General features: G+C 57.9%; 16 protein-coding genes and 1 pseudogene. 4 read left to right on the forward strand and 13 right to left on the reverse strand.

The features are described from left to right. Position 1 precedes the first annotated feature (1 nt). Positions 2-898 (reverse strand): IclR family transcriptional regulator, encoded by an 897-nt coding sequence (locus QDX22_RS04130; protein ID WP_334228565.1) that lies wholly within the window; start codon positions 896-898, stop codon positions 2-4. After that, positions 871-2,211, reverse strand: coding sequence for a YjiH family protein (locus tag QDX22_RS04135; protein ID WP_279674058.1), 1,341 nt, complete (start codon positions 2,209-2,211; stop codon positions 871-873). Before QDX22_RS04135 ends, QDX22_RS04130 begins: the two co-directional genes overlap by 28 nt. An 807-nt stretch (positions 2,212-3,018) precedes the next feature. On the opposite strand from QDX22_RS04135, the gene QDX22_RS04140 reads away from it, so the two are divergent. After that, a complete protein-coding gene (locus tag QDX22_RS04140; RefSeq protein WP_279718044.1) occupies positions 3,019-4,119 on the forward strand; it encodes a radical SAM protein in 1,101 nt (366 codons plus the stop codon). A gap of 46 nt (positions 4,120-4,165) precedes the next feature. Here QDX22_RS04140 and QDX22_RS04145 read toward each other — a convergent pair whose 3' ends face one another. Further along, positions 4,166-4,639: a (deoxy)nucleoside triphosphate pyrophosphohydrolase gene (locus QDX22_RS04145; RefSeq protein WP_233242905.1), complete on the reverse strand. Its 474-nt coding sequence runs from the start codon at positions 4,637-4,639 to the stop codon at positions 4,166-4,168. Positions 4,640-4,727: 88 nt separating this feature from the next. Between QDX22_RS04145 and QDX22_RS04150 the strand changes: the two are divergent. Both QDX22_RS04150 and QDX22_RS12065 read left to right on the forward strand, forming a co-directional pair. After that, positions 4,728-5,551: pseudogene (locus QDX22_RS04150) on the forward strand (LLM class flavin-dependent oxidoreductase); the annotation flags it as partial. 114 nt (positions 5,552-5,665) lie between these two features. Beyond that, positions 5,666-5,941, forward strand: a complete 276-nt coding sequence (locus tag QDX22_RS12065) for a MarR family transcriptional regulator (protein ID WP_158278412.1) — start codon at positions 5,666-5,668, stop codon at positions 5,939-5,941. Positions 5,942-6,010: 69 nt separating this feature from the next. Here QDX22_RS12065 and QDX22_RS04155 read toward each other — a convergent pair whose 3' ends face one another. Genes QDX22_RS04155 through QDX22_RS04185 form a run of 7 tightly spaced genes read right to left on the reverse strand, consistent with a single transcriptional unit; the run spans position 6,011 to position 10,798 of the window. Continuing rightward, positions 6,011-6,964, reverse strand: coding sequence for an SseB family protein (locus tag QDX22_RS04155; RefSeq protein ID WP_279674059.1), 954 nt, complete (start codon positions 6,962-6,964; stop codon positions 6,011-6,013). Continuing rightward, positions 6,961-7,734: a bifunctional 1-(5-phosphoribosyl)-5-((5-phosphoribosylamino)methylideneamino)imidazole-4-carboxamide isomerase/phosphoribosylanthranilate isomerase PriA gene (priA, locus tag QDX22_RS04160; protein ID WP_110099562.1), complete on the reverse strand. Its 774-nt coding sequence runs from the start codon at positions 7,732-7,734 to the stop codon at positions 6,961-6,963. Before priA ends, QDX22_RS04155 begins: the two co-directional genes overlap by 4 nt. 54 nt (positions 7,735-7,788) lie before the next feature. Beyond that, positions 7,789-7,953: a hypothetical protein gene (locus tag QDX22_RS04165; protein WP_166769923.1), complete on the reverse strand. Its 165-nt coding sequence runs from the start codon at positions 7,951-7,953 to the stop codon at positions 7,789-7,791. Further along, on the reverse strand, positions 7,953-8,615 hold the full coding sequence (gene hisH / locus QDX22_RS04170) for an imidazole glycerol phosphate synthase subunit HisH (protein ID WP_110099563.1): 663 nt from the start codon (positions 8,613-8,615) through the stop codon (positions 7,953-7,955). The genes QDX22_RS04165 and hisH overlap by 1 nt, the downstream gene beginning before the upstream one ends. Further along, entirely contained in the window at positions 8,612-9,232 is a 621-nt protein-coding gene (hisB, locus tag QDX22_RS04175; protein WP_110110883.1) for an imidazoleglycerol-phosphate dehydratase HisB, read from the reverse strand. The genes hisH and hisB overlap by 4 nt, the downstream gene beginning before the upstream one ends. Before the next feature lie 55 nt (positions 9,233-9,287). Next, complete coding sequence (locus tag QDX22_RS04180) at positions 9,288-10,418, reverse strand: histidinol-phosphate transaminase (protein ID WP_233488082.1); 1,131 nt, start codon at positions 10,416-10,418, stop codon at positions 9,288-9,290. Positions 10,419-10,444: 26 nt separating this feature from the next. Further along, on the reverse strand, positions 10,445-10,798 hold the full coding sequence (locus QDX22_RS04185) for a LysM peptidoglycan-binding domain-containing protein (protein WP_110099565.1): 354 nt from the start codon (positions 10,796-10,798) through the stop codon (positions 10,445-10,447). Positions 10,799-11,044: 246 nt separating this feature from the next. Here QDX22_RS04185 and lexA point away from each other — a divergent pair, with 246 nt between their 5' ends. After that, the gene (gene lexA / locus QDX22_RS04190; RefSeq protein WP_279718045.1) at positions 11,045-11,794 is read left to right on the forward strand and encodes a transcriptional repressor LexA; all 750 of its coding nucleotides are present in this window, start codon (positions 11,045-11,047) and stop codon (positions 11,792-11,794) included. 117 nt (positions 11,795-11,911) lie between these two features. Here the strand turns inward: lexA and QDX22_RS04195 are convergent, their stop codons facing one another. From QDX22_RS04195 to hflX, 3 genes are all read right to left on the reverse strand, one after another. Next, complete coding sequence (locus tag QDX22_RS04195; RefSeq protein WP_279675245.1) at positions 11,912-13,549, reverse strand: DASS family sodium-coupled anion symporter; 1,638 nt, start codon at positions 13,547-13,549, stop codon at positions 11,912-11,914. A 120-nt stretch (positions 13,550-13,669) separates the two neighbouring features. Beyond that, entirely contained in the window at positions 13,670-15,751 is a 2,082-nt protein-coding gene (locus tag QDX22_RS04200; protein ID WP_279718046.1) for an ATP-dependent DNA helicase, read from the reverse strand. Beyond that, on the reverse strand, positions 15,738-17,297 hold the full coding sequence (hflX, locus tag QDX22_RS04205) for a GTPase HflX (protein ID WP_110101731.1): 1,560 nt from the start codon (positions 17,295-17,297) through the stop codon (positions 15,738-15,740). The genes QDX22_RS04200 and hflX overlap by 14 nt, the downstream gene beginning before the upstream one ends. Positions 17,298-17,364: the final 67 nt, after the last annotated feature.

Consider the following 17,364-nt stretch of genomic DNA (forward strand, 5'->3'; position numbering starts at 1 on the left):
ACTACATCAGCCGTTTTTCTAATATGTTCGCGTAACGGCGCAGAGCCGTCACAAGCTTGTCGTGTTGTTCTGGTGTGGTCTTGGCCGGGATATAGGTCAGCGTCATCGCAGCAACCGGCCAGGCATTGCGGTCACAGATCGCCACTGATACTGAGGAAAAACCTTCGGTGACTTCTGAATGCTCGCTGGCGTAGCCTCTCTGACGGATCTCGCCTAACTCCTCCTGCAATTTCTGTAGCGTCGTGATTCTCAGCAGGTCAATATTGCGGACGGGAAACTCCAGCGATTCGTCATCGAGCTTATGTTCTCCCTCCGACTGGCCGTGCTCCCCCGTGGCAAACGCGCTCTTGAGTGAATACATGGCGGCCACTTGATCTTCGGGTAGCTGTGCCAGCATGGCCCGTCCCGAGGCGGTCGCGTGAGCTAACAGGCGCACGCCGACGTGGTTGACCAGCACCGGCCGGCCCTCGGCACGTTCATTCAACAAGTAGACAACGTTACGCCCGTAGAGCGTCGACAGATGTCCGTTGGCCCGTGTCTCGTCAACCAGCTTGGCCAGCAGTGGCGAGGCCAGACGTGAAACCGGCTCGTAACGCACATAGGAGTGAGACAATTCGACCGCGGAAGGCCCCAGACCGTATTTCTTCTCTTCTGGGTAGTGGATGACAAACCCCTGCGCTATGGCCGTGTTCAACAGGTGATAGACGGTCGAACGCGGAATGTGCAATTGATCCGAGACCAGTTGTGCACTCACGGGACCACGTTGTCTAGACAGCATCAGCAAGATCTCCAGAACGTGCTGAGCTGCCGGCACGCGAGATGACGAGTACTGCTCCGGCTTCCGTTGCGAAAGGACACTGCCTGTTTTCACTATTGCAACATCACCACCACGTGGCACAAGGGGCCAGCGATCAGAATGGTCAGCACGACGCGTTCAAACCACACCACGAGCATTTGCCAGAGGCTGATTGGAATCGACGTCGACATCACGGTCGGAATCAGTGCGGAGAGGAACACGATCACCGAAACTGAGACGACGGCAATCAGCAGTCGCAACGCGAGATCTTCATCGCCACTCAGGAAAGTCGCAGGCAAAAAGATTTCAGCGACACTGAGGAACGATGCTTTGGCGGCCAGAAGCGGTTCGCTCATGCCCACGATCCACGTAAACGGCAAGAGCAGGTATCCTAGCCAGTCGAAGATCGGTGTGAAGTGCACCAGGATCAAAGCCACCGTTCCCACACCCATGATGGATGGGACGATATTCGTGGCCATACGAAGCCCGGTCAGGAAGTTGGTGCCGAGGTTCACAAAGATATTGGGTGCAGCATCAGCGATCGCCAGCGCTTCAGACCAGGCCACTTTGGTCTTATTCTTCTTGACAATGCTTTCGGTTTCCAATTCCACGTTGGGATACGCTGTATTCGGAATGGTGCCCAGCGGAGGAATGCGGACGACAATGGCGGTCACCAGGAAGGTTACGATCAGCGACAAGAAGAAGTACCACAGCCACATGTCCATCAGGTCCAGGGTGCGTGCAATCACGACCATGAAAGTCACCGACACGGTGGAAAAGCCCACCGCGATAATGGCTGCTTCCCGGCCGGTGTAGCGTCCTTTCTTGTACATCCGATCGGTGATCAGCATCGAGACCGAGTAGCTGGCCACGAACGATGCGACCGCATCCACGGCGGAGCGACCAGGCGTGCGCCACACTGGGCGCATGATCGGCTGGGCATAAACACCGATGAATTCCATCAGCCCGTAATTGGTCAGTAGCACCAAGAAGATCGCACCAATCGGCACCAGGATTCCGACCTGTGATGCCACCGGGTTAAAAATCGACGGTGCAATGTCCTCGCCGATGATCCAGTTCGGTCCGAAGTCAAAGACCACCATGGCTGAAAAAAGAGCGCCCAAGACGGCAAACACGGCGAAGACCGCATCCACGACGTTCGTCATCCACTTGCCCTGAATCACGGTGAGCACCGCTCCGGCCACAGCGAGTGCCAGAATGATGTATGGCACCGCCTGACCGAGCCAGTCGGTGAACCACGAGACGATGTGTTCAATAAGGATCGAGCTCTCTCCGTTGATAGTCAAGGGAACGAAGAAAATGAAAATACCCAACGCGCTGTAAAAAATGACGCGGAAAGCGTTACCCGCCGTGTGGGTATGTTGTGTTTCTGACGTTTCACTGTTCACAGTCATGTCAGCTCCTGTCTGGGCCGGATCGATGGTCCAACCGCTTTCTCGTCTCCGATCTTCCGAGACGTGGTGATCAGTAGTTTTCCAAAATTCTTGTTATATCCCCCGCGCTGAGGAGTACTTCGCGGAGCAGCTAACAGTTGGATTCCATCGTCTTCAGGTGCCACGACTTGAGGTTTCCAGGCGGATTCACCGGCGACAATACCGCCTCCGGTTGGACTACCCTCGTGAGTACGCCACACCCAGTTGAGGTCCTAGCCGGGTCATCTTCAGTATATTCTCCGAAAATCGTGCCCAGCGGCTTACGCATTTCTCGGCAATGGTCCTGCCGCGTCTTGTAGCAAGCGACGTGATAGCTACTCACGCAGTCTGCTAGCCACAGCAGTTTTCTCTGTTGCCCAACGAACCAACCACTGGAGACAGCAATCACGGTCTCAATCTCCACAGTGTGGGAAACGCGTACCAAAACCGTCGTGGCATGTGTGTTTCACATCGAGGTAATCTCCTTCATGCTTTCGCGCGAGTCGAGAGGGCCTCAGCCCACCTCACCTTCTGGTCGTCCCTCCATCACCGTTCGACGAGGTGCGTACGACAGTGGTGAATCGGGTACACACACCAGTACAGCACCTCTTGGAGATCAGTAATAAGCTCAGCCCCAGATAACCGTCTGAGATACCAGACACTCGAGTGATCCAGCTAACTCACGCCGACACGAAGCTATCGCCGCCTCTTCCTGCGCGTACACCCCCTATCGTTCATTTGTCCGAAGAGAGTATGCGCTTTCGATCAATTTGTTCTATAATGTTCTATATGCGATGGGAAGCGCAGACCCTCCAGGTCGACCACGAGCAGCTGGATATTGCCGACGGAGATACCCCGTCAGGTGGTGTCCAACACCCGATGGTCGACCTGGAGTTATCCTCCCCAACCCCCGAGTTTGCTCATACCGAATTCCACGAGGTCATCACCAAGTCAGCGCTCAACAAGGTGCCCGAAGCATCCAACATGCCGTTCCGTTGGTCGATCAATCCGTATCGTGGTTGCACTCACGCTTGCGTTTACTGCTACGCTCGGGGCACACACGAGTATCTCGATTGCAACTACGGCGAAGACTTCGACCGACAGATCGTGGTCAAGGTCAATATTGTCGACGCGCTACGTCAAGAACTCAAAAGGGGCAAGTGGGATGGACAGACCGTTGCCCTCGGCACCAATACTGACCCTTACCAGCGCGCAGAGGGCCGATATCAACTCATGCCGGGGCTACTGGCTGAACTTGGCAAAGCCGGCGCTCCGGTTTCCCTCCTCACCAAAGGCACTCTACTCTCCCGAGACATTCCACTCTTGCGATCCTTAGCCCCAGAGATCCCCCTAGATATTGGGGTCTCCCTGGCAATGATTGATCCACAGTTGACCGAGATTTTTGAGCCCGGAACGCCATCTCCGAGCGCACGATTGAAACTGATTGAGAAGCTCTCATCAGCAGGAGCCAATGTCTCAATCATGGCCATGCCGATCATCCCGTGGCTGACCGACTCAATCAACGCCATGGAGCAGCTCTTTAGCTCAGTGGCCTCCGCCGGTGCCACCAGCATCCAAACCACTCCCCTCTTCCTGCGACCAGGCTCTCGCGAGTGGTTCATGTCGTTTATCCAGTCACAGTACCCGCATCTGCTGGCCGGTTTTCAATCCATGTACAGTGGCCGGATTTATGCTCCGGCACGTTATGCCAACAAATTACGAGCCAAGACACGACAACTGGCCCACCAGCACGGGCTCGGTATCGGCGCAGTGCACGAATCGGAAAAGGACCCGGACGTGCACTTTCGCACGCATTTACCAATCCGCCCGGTCAACTCGAGGCCCACAACCACACAGACTCCCGGCACGAATCAACAGGCGCTGTTTTAGAAACGTCGGGGCCGTAGCCAGCGCTCTATCACGATCGAAACAGCACTCATCGGCTGAGCTGCTCGAGGAGCGCGTCGACGATAGGACGGTCCGCGGGAATCCATTCGAACGCGTGCAACGCAGTAGAGTCGAGTTGTTCCCAGACCAATTGATCATGTTCGACCAGCGCCGTGGCCTTACCGGAAATAATCACTGCGGTATAGACCTGCATCCGCATCCCGTTGCCCAACAGCCACCCCTGCGGCTCTGGAGATTCGATGCGATCCAATATTTCAGCCTCAACATCGAGTTCTTCCTGAAGCTCACGGCGTAGTGCCTGTTCGAGATCCTCACCGGCCTCAACCTTGCCACCAGGGAACTCCCAATAGCCGGCCAAGGACTTTGGTGCTTTGCGACGTGCCAGCATCATCTGTCCAGGTTCATGCTTGTCATCGAGGATGGCAGCTCCCACAACAACACGCCGACTGTTGCTGTCGGTGAGCGATGATGAGGCCGAGGACTGATGGGGATGATGGCCCACGGGTAACACTCCGTTACGACTCGATAGGTGATGGTCCGATAGCAACTTTACTTCACGGTCATGGGTACCCTACGAGGGGATCACCCTTCTGGCAGCGACCACAGATCATCTCGTACTTTCCACCGCTACACCCCTGATCACCACGATGGATCCGGTGCGCTTGGCCGAAGATTACGCCTACCTCCAGCACTTAGCTGATGGTCGAGTTGACCTGACGATGGGACGGGGTAATACCGGTCCGGTAGACCCGTGGTTTGGCCGAGACATCCGGCAGGGCATCCCTCTAGCTTTAGAGCACTACCGGTTACTCCACCAGCTGTGGCGAGAAGAGAATGTCGACTGGTCTGGGCGTTTTCGGGCCCCGTTGCACAAGTTCACCTCCACCCCGCGTCCGCTCGACGGGGTTGCCCCATTCGTTTGGCACGGTTCGATTCGTTCCGTCGACATAGCTGAACAGGCCGCCTACTACGGTGACGGATTCTTCCACAACAACATCTTCTGGAATAAAGAACACGTCATCCGAATGGTCGAAATCTACCGGCAACGCTATGCGTACTACGGACATGGCCAGGCCCACCAGGTCTACGTGGTGCTGGGTAGCCAGGCCTTGATGCGGAAGAACTCACAGGATGCTTGGCGTGAGGTCCGTCCTTATTTTGCTAACGCGCCAGTCTATGGCCACGGCCCGTCGATGGAAGAGTTCACCTCTATGACCACTCTCACCGTCGGCTCGCCCCAGCAGGTCATTGAACGTACCCTCAGCTTCCGCGACTGGGTTGGCGACTACCAGCGTCAAATGTTCCTGATGCACCAACGCATGAGTTCTTGGTTGGTCGCCAACATGCCGGCAACGACCCCATCGTTAGTGGTGGACCCGTTTCGCAGGCTACTCCTGATCCTGCCTCTGGCTAGATGCCTCCACCACGTCAACAGCTTTACACCCTCTCATCAGAGCGGGTACCTGCAACGTCCATCTGAGCCTCATCGGCCACGGGGTACCGGTTGAAAGACTTCCACGGTCTAACTGTGTCGGAATACAACGTGTTGTTGGCCTTCGCCGAGGCGCAGGAGCAAAAGCTGACAAGGAGTGAATTAGTTCGTGAAACGGTCGTCTCACCCTCTTGGCTCACCTATTCGGTCACGGTCTTCCACCAGCGGGGGTTGGTCGCCCGGCAACAGTCCCTGCCCACCGACGAGCGGTCTAAGGGAAACCGTGCTGACCGACCAAAGGCGCAATGTGTTCCGGAAGGCCTCAATGATCCATCTCGACACTGTCTGAGAGATGCGTACCGATCTGCTTGATGAGGCTGACCAGCGGTCGCTGTTTCGGAACTTTTCTCGAGTCCAACACCGCCCAGAGGACCTTGACGACTAGTGGTGGTGCCCCATGAGTCGCAGCTCTACACTATCGGCACGTTCTGCCAGCATCGGGTCATCGGCAATCAGCGTTTCGAACGTGGTGAGCATCAGTTTCTGCCCGATAGAGTCCACCGACTGCTCTGCCACGAGCCGGAGTTCAAGTTCCGGGCCTGCCCCGCCACCGGCCACCGGCGTGCCCGAGCGGGTGAGGCTGCCAACACCGGGGCCCGGGAGCATTTCGATTCGTGCTAGCCCCGGTACGAGACCCACAGAATCAGCCAGGTGTTCGCTGAGCTGTTCGTCTAGATAGGACGGCACCCAGTCTCGCTGTTGGGCTAGCGCCCACACGGCCGGACGTCGCACCACAAAGGTCAGGTCTTCTCCTGGGTCCACCACCACCAATTGATCGCCTTCATCCACAGCCGCCAGGCACGCCCGGGGCATCCATACCGCCACCGGTCTCGCCTGCGGATTCCACGAGGTCAGCGCCGGTACCGAGGTGAAGACCGGGAGGGCTTGTCTGCCATCTTTGGCCTGCAGGCTCACCAGCGCGACGTCGGCTGCTTTATCCCCGTAGGTGGCGTGGTCGTGCTGAGATACCTCGGTCGCTCTCGGCACCACGGCCGCAAAAACCCTCATCTTAGCTAGGGCTTTAATGGCGTCAACCTCTGTGGCTTCACGGGCCATGAGTTGTTCGGCGATGGTCGTCCACGCCTGATCGGTGGTGCCGTCATCGGTGTCGAAGGCGTGTAGCGGATTCTGGGATCCATCGATCCCAGCGCCGCTGAGGTCCCGGCCCTTCCAAGCGGTTCCTGCCGAATCTGCCGGTCGTCCCTGAGCGTCACGATGTTGATGGGCCAGGTTCCGCTGAATGGCTGCCTGGATGTGGGCGGGCAACTGCCGGGAGGTGGACCGTTGGTGGCGGTCACCGGATCCTGTCACGTTGTCTCGGCCAGCGGTGGTCACGAGGGGGAATTCTCCTGCACCTGGGCCGGGTCGGCCCCGCCTGCGACGGCCAAAGCCTGTTGGAAGGTGAACTGTCCCGAATACAGTGCCTTGCCGATAATGGCACCGTCCACCCCGGAGCCACTCATCTGGTACAGCGTGGCGAGATCATCGAGGGTGGAAATGCCACCGGAGGCGACGACCGGCTTGTGGACCCGCTCGACAATGCTAGCCAACAACTCGGTATTCGGGCCGGTCAGGGTGCCGTCTTTGGTGATGTCGGTGACCACATACCGGTCGCAACCAGCCTGTTCCAGGGTGTCTAATACCTCCCAGAGGTTCCCCCCGGACTGCACCCAGCCTCGGGTGGCTAATTCTTCGCCGCGCACATCGAGTCCCACCGCGATTTTTTCACCGTAACGGGCAATGACCTCAGCGGTCCAGCCGGGGCGTTCCAGGGCAGCGGTGCCGAGGTTGACGCGAGCTGCGCCCATCGTGATGGCTTCGTCGAGGCTGGCGTCGTCACGCAGACCGCCGGAGACTTCGACGTTAATCTGCAACTCGGTCACGATATCACGAATGATCTGCCGGTTATCCCCGGTCCCGAAGGCCGCATCGAGATCCACCAGGTGGATCCATTCGGCACCCGCCTCAGCCCAACGGCGTGCTGCCTGGAGCGGGTTACCATAATCGGTGGCTTGATCGGCCTCGCCTTTGACGAGACGAACGGCTTGGCCGTTCTTAATGTCGACGGCCGGAAACAGGGTCAACGAGGTAGAGCGTTCAGACATGGGTGGTTTTCCTTGTTGTGGGGTGTTGGGCGCGAAGGTGCTGGGTTCGGGCGATCATTCAACAGCGGGAACAGTCAGGAATCCGGCGAGAATAGCCATGATGCCCACCACCACGAAACTGACCGTGACCCAGAGGGGAAATTTCTGCCGATACGATGACCACGATCCGCCCAGCAGAATCCCTCCCAGCGCGATCAACAATGTTGACCATACCGGCATTAAAGCGTTCCAATCCAGTTGTTGAGCAACTGCATTCCTGCATCACCAGATTTCTCCGGGTGAAACTGGGTACCGGATAGTGGGCCGTTCTCAATGGCAGCGATGAAATCACTCCCGTGGTGTGCCCAGGTGACTTGCGGTGGTCGCATGTGTTGGGAGTTCTGGTCGAACTCCCAGCGTCGTACGGCATAGGAATGCACAAAATAGAATCGTTCCCGATGCAGACCAGCGAAAAGCACCGAGTTCTCGGGAGCCCGAATTTCAGACCATCCCATGTGGGGCAACACCTCGGCAGGTAGCTTCTCAACGGTGCCGGGCCACTCCCCCATACCCTCGGTAGTAATTCCATGTTCAACACCGGTTTCGAACAGAATCTGGTGGCCCACACAGATCCCCAACACAGCTCGCCCGCCAGCGATCCGGCGCCCGATCCATCGCATCGCTTCGATGGCGCGCAGGCCGTTGGCGACGGCATCGAAGGATCCCACCCCGGGGACGACAAGGCCATCAGCGTTCAGGACCTGTTCGGCGTCAGCGGTGACCTCGACCTTGGCGCCAAGCCGACGCAAGGCATGAACGGCGGAGTGGATGTTCCCCGAGCCGTAGTCCAGCACGGCGACCGTTTTCTTCTGCACAGTTGTGGCGCGACCCTGCTGGCTCATAGGGCCCCTTTAGTGGAGGGAATCGTGCCCTGCATCCGAGGGTCGGGCTCGACGGCTGTCCGGAGCGCACGGGCGAACGCTTTGAACTGCGCTTCCACAATATGGTGAGGGTCACGGCCTCGAATGAGATCCATATGCAGGCACAGGGCACCGTGGTGGGCAATGGATTCGAAAACGTGGCGAGTCATCGATCCGGTGAAGTGTCCACCAATCAGGTGATATTCCTGCCCTGCTGGCTCACCAGTGTGGACAACGTAGGGCCGTCCTGACAAATCCACTACTGCCCGGGCTAGAGACTCGTCGAGCGGAACCAGGGCATCACCAAAACGACGAATTCCGGATTTATCCCCTAAAGCAGTTTTTAACACCTCGCCCAAGGTAATCGCAACATCCTCGACCACATGGTGGACGTCAATATGTGTATCGCCACTAGCGGTCACAGTCAGATCTATCAACGAATGCTTCGAAACCGCAGTAAGCATGTGGTCATAGAAAGGCACCGACGTGGAAATCTGCGATTGACCGGTACCGTCTAGATCTGCTTCGACAGACACGTTGGACTCAGAGGTCGTGCGTGTCATGCTGGCACGACGGCCCGAAAGTAGTTCTGCACCCAAGGGATCGTGGCCTTCCTGGATTTCCCGGTTGGACTAGTGGTTAACACTGCTCACTCTACAGCGGGAGCTCGTCCGTATGGGTGACGATGTCTCTGAGAGCTTTGAGGAATGCCGAGGTTTCTTCTTCCGTCCCCGCAGTGACGCGCAGATGGTGCGCGATCCCGACATCGCGCACCAAGACTCCACGATCAAGCAAGCTCTGCCACACCGCGCGAGCATCTTCGAGCCACCCAAAGAACACAAAATTCGAGTCAGAAGTATGCGGCTTCAGGCCCATCTCGGTCAAGTCCGCCACAATACGATCACGCTGAGTTCGAATGGCTTCCACGTTTTCCAGCAAGGCTTCCCGGTGGGCCAGGGCTGCTAATGCGGTGGCCTGTGTCGTTGCCGAGAGGTGGTACGGCAGACGCACCAGACGCAAAGCATCGGTGATTTCTGGCGCCGCGGCTAAGTAGCCCAGGCGAGCCCCGGCAAGGGCAAAGGCCTTCGACATGGTCCGCGTCACGATCAGCAACGGACGGGACGGAAGCAAACTCAGTGCGGATGCGGTGCCCTCCAGCGCAAATTCCGCGTAGGCCTCGTCAACGACCACCAGGGCATTAATCTCGGACGCCACCTCATACACAGCCTTTACCACGTCAAGACCTAGCGCGGTGCCGGTGGGATTATTAGGCGAACACAACAAGACGAGGTTCGGTCGTGTTTCACGTACTTGTTGGGCAGCTGATTCAGGGCTGAGCGTGAAGTCCTCGGCTCTGACGCCAGAGACGTACGCTGTCTCAGTTCCCAACGCCAACAGAGGATACATCGAATACGTGGGCGGAAAACTTAGCACACTTCGCCCCGGCCCGCCGAAAGCTTGCAGTATTTGCTGAAGAATCTCGTTGGAGCCATTTGCAGCCCACAGATGTTCCCGGCTCAGACCGTGTCCGAGATACTGCGCCAGCTGTTCTCGAAGTTCCGTGAATTCCCGGTCCGGGTAACGATTCAGCGTTGTCGCAGCCTGAAGCGTTGCTTTCCCAATTGCATCCACTACCGCCGGCGGGACAGGGTGAGTGTTTTCGTTGGTGTTCAACGCGTAGGGAACCTCAATTTGAGGGGCTCCGTAGGGAGACTGACCGCGTAGCGCGTCTCGTAAAGGTAAGCGCTGCAGGGCTGTGGGGTCGAAGCTTTTCTGAGAATCCACCCCTCCAGCTTAGCCGGCCCTGAGCCTTACTGATAACGCGGGACAAACAGCTTATCTCCCACCGCGATATCGGAGGTTTCCAAGTCATTGAGTTCCGCAATACGGGTGACCACATCGGCACGGGGCTCTTCCGGAGCAATCTCACCGGCAATAGACCACAGCGTGTCGCCATACCCGACAGTCAGCGTCACCATACCGGCTTGATGGGACTGGTGGCTTGCCTCGGCTGAGGGGTTACCCCAACCAAACAGCACCATCGCGAAGAAACCCACAAGCAGTGTACCAACCACAGCCAGAGGGACAGCGCGGAAGACCAGACGCCCGCGACGAGTCAGCGACATGGCATTCACCGAGGTTGAAGCATGGTTAGCGATAGTCATGATCTTCCCTATCTCATCGTGCAAAATCAGTACGAATCCACGTGTTCTTGCCGAACACAATTGCTAGTACATCTTTTCTAACATGCTTGTTCGAACGATGCAATGAATCTCTCGAACACAACTATGAATCTGTTCGGTAATCCGATAGAATTTCAGCAACGGCCACCAGTTATCGGAAAAATCCGTTCGAGGCTCATGGTGCTAGTTCATCAGAGGGCACGGACATTTTTAGAACGGAGGACCTAGATGAGCGAGCAAATGGACTCTGCTGAGTCCACGACCCCAGCGGAGCACGTTCCAAAACTCAGTGGGCGCCAGCGCCAGGTACTGAACTTTTTGCGGGCATCCATCACCGAGAGGGGCTACCCGCCGTCAATGCGAGAGATTGGTACCGGGTGCCATCTACAGTCATTGTCCTCGGTGACTTATCAGCTGAAGAAGTTGACCAAGTATGGCTATATCCGACGCGATCCGCACATTCCACGCGGTATCGAAGTCCTCAGAGATGAGTACGGCTATCTGATAACTGACACCGACAATGAGCACGACATGGCTCCAGAAGTTCCGATGAATGCCGCGGAAATGATGGCCCTGCATACTCGCATGAATATGGGACCAGCCGAAGCCGTGGCGGTGCCACTAGTGGGCCGTATTGCTGCCGGTGGGCCGATTCTTGCCGACCAGCAGGTCGAAGACTACATGATGCTTCCGAAACAGCTCACGGGCGAGGGTGAATTGTTCATGCTCAAGGTGCGCGGTGACTCCATGATTGACGCTGCGATTTGTGACGGCGATTGGGTCGTGATCCGCCAACAGAATACCGCCGATAACGGCGAAATTGTCGCTGCCTTGCTCGACGACGAAGCCACTGTCAAGACTTTCCGGCAACGGGATGGTCACACCTGGCTGCTACCTCAAAACACCAACTATGAACCCATCCTCGGTGATCACGCCACCATTATGGGCAAAGTCGTCTCGGTCTTGCGCTCGGTATAGCCTGTATCAGCCGAACCACCGCTTGAGCATCGCAGGTGCGACAGGACCACTAACGGGTTCTGTCGCACCTGCGATGGTTTGCCCTTATTATCGGGGCGGCTGGCTCTAGCGGAAGACCTAAATCAGCCCGATCCACTGCCAATAGGTGGCCGAGAATAGCAGAATCAGCAGGTAGCCCACGATGGTCAACGGGATACCGGCCTTGATGAACTGTTTCGAGGTAAACGCGCCGGTACCGTAGGCCAACATGTTCTGTGGTGCCGAGATGGGCAGGATGAAGCCGAAGCTGATCACGAACTGCTGAATCAGCACAAAACCAAGACCTTCGTTCGGTAGCCCGGGGATCGAACCGGCCAGTGCAATGAAGACCGGGATCAGGGCCGAGGCCAGTGCAGTAGCCGAGGCGAACCCCAGATGAATCAAGATATTGAAGGCTGCTACGAGGGCGATCGTGGCCAACAATGGCATTTCTGCCAGTCCGATATTGGAGAAAATCGCATCCGACAGCCAGGCGGCTGCATTGGTCTGGAGCAACAGGTTCCCCAAGGAAATACCGATAGCAAAGACCACCAGGGTCCCCCAGTTGACCATTTTTTCCAGTGATTTCCAGGAGATCACGCCGACCCGCGGGATCAGCATGATCGCAATACCTAGGATGGTAATCGTCGAGGAGTCGAGGTCGTGAATGACTCCTTCAGTAGCCCATAGCGCCAACATCACCACGGCGATGATGGTCAGTCGAATCTCGCGACCGGTCATCTTGCCCATCTCGTTCAGACCGTCGGCAACGACTTTCTTCCCACCGGAGAGTTCTTTGGTTTCGGGTTTGATGACCCAGCGCATCACAAAGTACAACGCCACGGACATCAGCACGGACCACGGGGCGGCGTAGGCGAACCATTCCGGCCATGAGATCGTTGCACCGAATTCTCCTTCGATGAATCCAACAGCCACCTGGTTCTGGGCGGCTGCGGTCTTAATGCCGACGTTCCAAATCGAGACCGCATTGGCGGCGGTGATGATCAGCAAAGCACCGAGTTTGGACTGCACCGGCAGTCCAAAGGCCACCACCATGCCGATCAGAATCGGTACGACCGCACCGGCACGAGCGGTCGCGGAGGGGACGAAGAATGCCAAGATGATCGAGATGACGATCGCCCCAACGAGGATGTGGCTGACTTTTTCACCAGCAAACTTCAGGATATAGAACGCCAGGCGCTTGTGTAGCCCGGTTGCTTGCATGGCGGCAGCCAGCGCCAGGGCGGCCGCCACCAAGGCCAAGGCAGAGGTAGAAAAGCCGTGAAGCCCAAAACTTAAGCCACCACCAGTGCCGTAGAGCTCCTCCAGCTCCGCCCCGGTCTCGGGATCTAACTCTGGTGAGAAACCGATCAGTAAAGCGATCAGTCCGAGAATCATCACGGAGCTGACCGGGTAGGAGACGGCTTCGGTGACCCACATGATCACCGCGAACACCAAGATCGCCAGTGCTCGTTGCCCGGCGATGGAGAGCCCATCGGGAGTCGGCATGAACAACACTACGCCCATAGCCACGAAGGCGAGCACGAACCAGAGGGGTTTCATACTCAAGTGCGCCAGAATCGAGTCATCGTTGCGTGCTTGTAGCGCTTCGTAGAGATTGCTCCGAACGATTCTGGTTTCTTCGCGGGCTACTTCCTCGTCGCGTTGGCGCCGTTGGGATTTTTTGTCGGACTGTTCGACACCGGTATGTCCCGATTGCGGCGTACCAGATGACATGATGTGTCCCCCTTCTACCCGGTAGTGATGTGATGAGGCCCCACCAACTGCGACTCCGGGATCGGTTCCGGCATGGCACATGGGCAGACCCTTACACACAACATCTCAGGTCTGACCTCTTTATGCCAGATTTGCCAGCCGATTCAAGGCATGTGTGACAAGTTCCTCGTCAACAGTTCGATAAAAATCAGGAAGGGATTTCAGCAGGAAGAGACCATATCGGGCGGTGACGATCCGAGGGTCGAGAATGGCTACCACACCTTTGTCCTGGGTGGAACGAATCAGCCGGCCGACGCCCTGAGCTAAACGTACGGCCGCGTGTGTAGCCGAGACCTTCATGAACCCGTTACCCCCGTGCTGGACGACCCACTGTGTCCTGGCCCGGGTCAGCGGGTCGTTAGGACGTGGGAAGGGGATGCGATCGATAGTGACCAAACGTAATGACCGCCCCGGAACGTCAATGCCCTGCCACAGCGACAGCGTACCGAAGAGGCTCAGCTGCTCATCGGCAGCAAACTCGGTCACGAGACTGGACAGTGTGGCCTCGCCTTGGCATGAAATAGGGAACTTATCGCCGAGGCGTTGGCGCATTTCCGCAGCGGCGTCTTCGGCGGCCCGTCGGGAGGAGAACAAACACAGTGCGCCACCCTGTGAAGCCCGGAGCAATGATTCGAGACGGTCCGCGGTCCGCTCTGCCAGGCTGAACGACGGAGCGGGCAGATCTTTGGCCGCATACAGAATACCTTGGCTCGGGTAGTTGAACGGACTGCCGACATCCAACGTGGTGTAGGAGGGAGCCCCTACCCCTGCTAGACCCAAGTCTCCGGCGACTTCGTCGAATCGTCCCCCGATGCTCAGCGTGGCTGAGGTCAGCACGCAAGTCTTCTCTTCTAGGAGGTGATGACGCAGTTTGCCAGCGACTGATAGCGGGGCCACATACAGGGTGGGTGCTGCGTGTTCGTCAATCGGGTGCCATCCGGTGCCCGGGGTAAATTGTTGAGGTCTGGTGGCCCAGACCACCCAGGGGGCAGAATCTTCCTCAGCCGGTTGGTCGAGGATGCGCTCACAGACGTCCAAGATCTCTTGGAGTCGCGCCCGGACGAGATGCGCCTGGGATGCGGTCTCGTCAGCGGATTGTGCCGAACTGGACGCGGTGTTAGAGTCTTTCAGCTCGCTGAGCAGAGTGCGCGTGGCACTCCGGACCGATTCGATGGCCAGTTCTTGAACCTGGTTGAGGCCAGGTGTGAGCAGACCGGACTCGGCGTTGATAAAGGCATCCTCAACGCTGGAGGCCGCAGCTTTCAGGTCGGTGACGCTCAATCCTGCATCCCGCTGAGCGCTGTTCGCCACCGAGGTAATCAGCGATGCCGAGAGTTGCCCGGTCACCGCCGATGTGACCCGGTCGACAAACTCGTGGCCCTCATCGATGATGACGGCTTCTGAGGAGGGAAGCACCTGAATCCCTTCGAAGGCGGCAATGGCCAGCATAGCGTGGTTGGTGACCACAATGTCGGCTTCTTCGGCTTCGTGACGAGCAAGCTCGGAAAAACACTCTTCAACGAACGGGCACGACGAGCCGATGCATTCACGTGCGGTGACAGATACTTGACGCCACGCGTCGTCGGAGACACCCGGGGTCAGTTCATCGCGATCACCGGTGTCGGTTGTCTCAGCCCATTCGCGCAGACGCATCACCTCGGTCCCGAGTCGAGAAGACGTCTCCGCCATGGCACCGGCGGCCGCGAATTGGGTCTCATCCACCAAAGGAGGCGTGCTCATTTCGCTGGCCAGCCCCCCGTGCAGACGGTTCTTGCACAGGTAGTTGGCCCGACCTTTCAACAAGGCCACTTTGGGTGTGCTCTCGGTGTGCTTAGCGAGTGCCTCGACGGCCCGAGGGCCATCTTTGGCTACAATCTGGGCCTGCAGAGCCAACGTCGCCGTGGCAATAATCACCGGCCGGTCACTGGTCTGGGCGCGTTGAAGAGCCGGGATCAGATATGCCAGTGATTTCCCGGTGCCGGTACCGGCCTGCACCAGCAGGTGGCGTTGGTTTTCCAGTGCTCGTGAGACGGCCAGAGCCATAGCTTCTTGACCGACCCGCCGCGTACCTCCCAGAGATTCAACGACATGGTGCAGCCAGTCAATGACCTGATGGTCGGCCTGCGTGACGGGCTGGGTATCGAGCCGGTTAGTCGTGGACATAGTCCCGCAAATCCTCCACATCTTCGGGGCGAACCAGCACCCGAAGCGCGGTGCCATCTTCCTGATAGGACTCGTGCAGAATTTCAGTATCGGGCGAATGTAGCCGGGAGACGACTGCGCCATCGGTGTAGGGAACGACCAGATTCAATTCGACGTTGGGACGCGGGATGCGTGCGGCGATGCGGTGTTGCAATTGATCAATCCCTTCGCCGGTGGCAGCTGAGACCACCATGGCGTCGGGATATTTGCGAGTCAACTCTGCTAAAACGAGAGGATCAGCCAGATCTGCTTTGTTGAACACGATCTGCTCGTCCACGCCGGCGACCTCGGTGTCGTTCAGAACCGTGCGGACTGCCTCAATCTGACCAAACGGGTCCGGGTGAGAAGCATCCACCACGTGTAGCATCAGGTCCGCGTCGGCGACTTCTTCCAGCGTCGATCGGAAGGCCTCCACCAGTTGGGTGGGTAATTGCCGGACAAACCCGACGGTGTCTGAGAGGGTGTAGCCGATGCCATCGGGAGTTTCGGCCTGCCGTACGGTGGGGTCTAGGGTTGCAAACAGGGCATTTTCGACCAGAACACCGGCGCGGGTGAGTCGGTTGAGCAAGGAGGATTTACCAGCATTGGTGTAGCCGGCGATGGCCACTGAGGGCACCCGGCGGGCTTGCCGGCGGGCACGTTTGGTGTCCCGGGCAGGTTTCATGGCTTTGATTTCACGCCGTAGTTTAGCCATCCGGTCGCGAATGCGGCGACGGTCCAACTCGATCTTGGTTTCACCGGGACCACGGGAGCCGATCCCTTCACCGGATGCGGCACGACCACCGGCCTGCCGGGACATCGACTCGCCCCAACCGCGAAGACGCGGGAGGAGGTATTCGAGTTGGGCAAGTTCGACCTGGGCTTTACCTTCCTTGGACTTGGCGTGTTGGGCGAAAATATCCAAAATCAGTGCGGTGCGGTCAATGACCTTAACCCCGACGACATCCTCGAGCGCCCGGCGCTGTGACGGGGCCAGCTCGGAGTCGATCACTACGGTATCGGCACCGGTTTCAGCCACGACTGTCGCCAGTTCTTGGGCCTTGCCTTTGCCGAGAAAGGTTGCTGGGTCCTGGGCGTGGCGGCGTTGGATCAGGCCATCAAGCACCGTGGAGCCAGCAGTCTCAGCTAGGGCGGCGAGTTCTCGTAGCGAATACTCCGCCTCAGCCGCGGTTCCCTCGGTCCACAGTCCGGCCAGCACCACTTGCTCGAGCCGAACTTGACGATATTCGACCTCGGTAATATCTTCCAGTTCGGTCGACAGCCCAGTCACACGCCGTAGTGCGCGACGTTCTTCGAGGTCAAATTGATCGCCATCAAAGTCCGTGTGAGTGGTCTCGCCCTGATGCAACGCTTGAGCGGTCCCGCCGTCCCAGCGCGCGTTGTCTGGCTGCGGGTCATGGCTGACTTCTGTCTGTTGATTTTCGTGCGCGAGAATGCGCTCGATCATCCGCTGGGCGGCATCCTTGCCGTGCTGAGCGGTGGTGGTGTTCCGATCGGAATCGGTCATGGTCTCCTTGGGGTTCTCGTCATCAAGCATCCCGGGGATGCGTAATTCTTCTATTCTGTCACATTTA

The sequence above is a fragment of the Auritidibacter ignavus genome (assembly GCF_029853775.1).
GTDB classification, from domain to species: Bacteria; Actinomycetota; Actinomycetes; order Actinomycetales; family Micrococcaceae; genus Auritidibacter; species Auritidibacter ignavus.

Coding starts and splice junctions, on each gene's coding strand:
- QDX22_RS04185 (WP_110099565.1), bottom strand. CDS start 10,798: ATGACTATCGCTAACCATGCTTCAACCTCGGTGAATGCCATGTCGCTG.
- QDX22_RS04135 (WP_279674058.1), bottom strand. CDS start 2,211: ATGACTGTGAACAGTGAAACGTCAGAAACACAACATACCCACACGGCG.
- QDX22_RS04140 (WP_279718044.1), top strand. CDS start 3,019: ATGCGATGGGAAGCGCAGACCCTCCAGGTCGACCACGAGCAGCTGGAT.
- priA (WP_110099562.1), bottom strand. CDS start 7,734: ATGTCTGAACGCTCTACCTCGTTGACCCTGTTTCCGGCCGTCGACATT.
- QDX22_RS04200 (WP_279718046.1), bottom strand. CDS start 15,751: ATGTCCACGACTAACCGGCTCGATACCCAGCCCGTCACGCAGGCCGAC.
- QDX22_RS04195 (WP_279675245.1), bottom strand. CDS start 13,549: ATGTCATCTGGTACGCCGCAATCGGGACATACCGGTGTCGAACAGTCC.
- lexA (WP_279718045.1), top strand. CDS start 11,045: ATGAGCGAGCAAATGGACTCTGCTGAGTCCACGACCCCAGCGGAGCAC.
- hflX (WP_110101731.1), bottom strand. CDS start 17,297: ATGACCGATTCCGATCGGAACACCACCACCGCTCAGCACGGCAAGGAT.
- hisH (WP_110099563.1), bottom strand. CDS start 8,615: ATGAGCCAGCAGGGTCGCGCCACAACTGTGCAGAAGAAAACGGTCGCC.
- QDX22_RS04165 (WP_166769923.1), bottom strand. CDS start 7,953: ATGCCGGTATGGTCAACATTGTTGATCGCGCTGGGAGGGATTCTGCTG.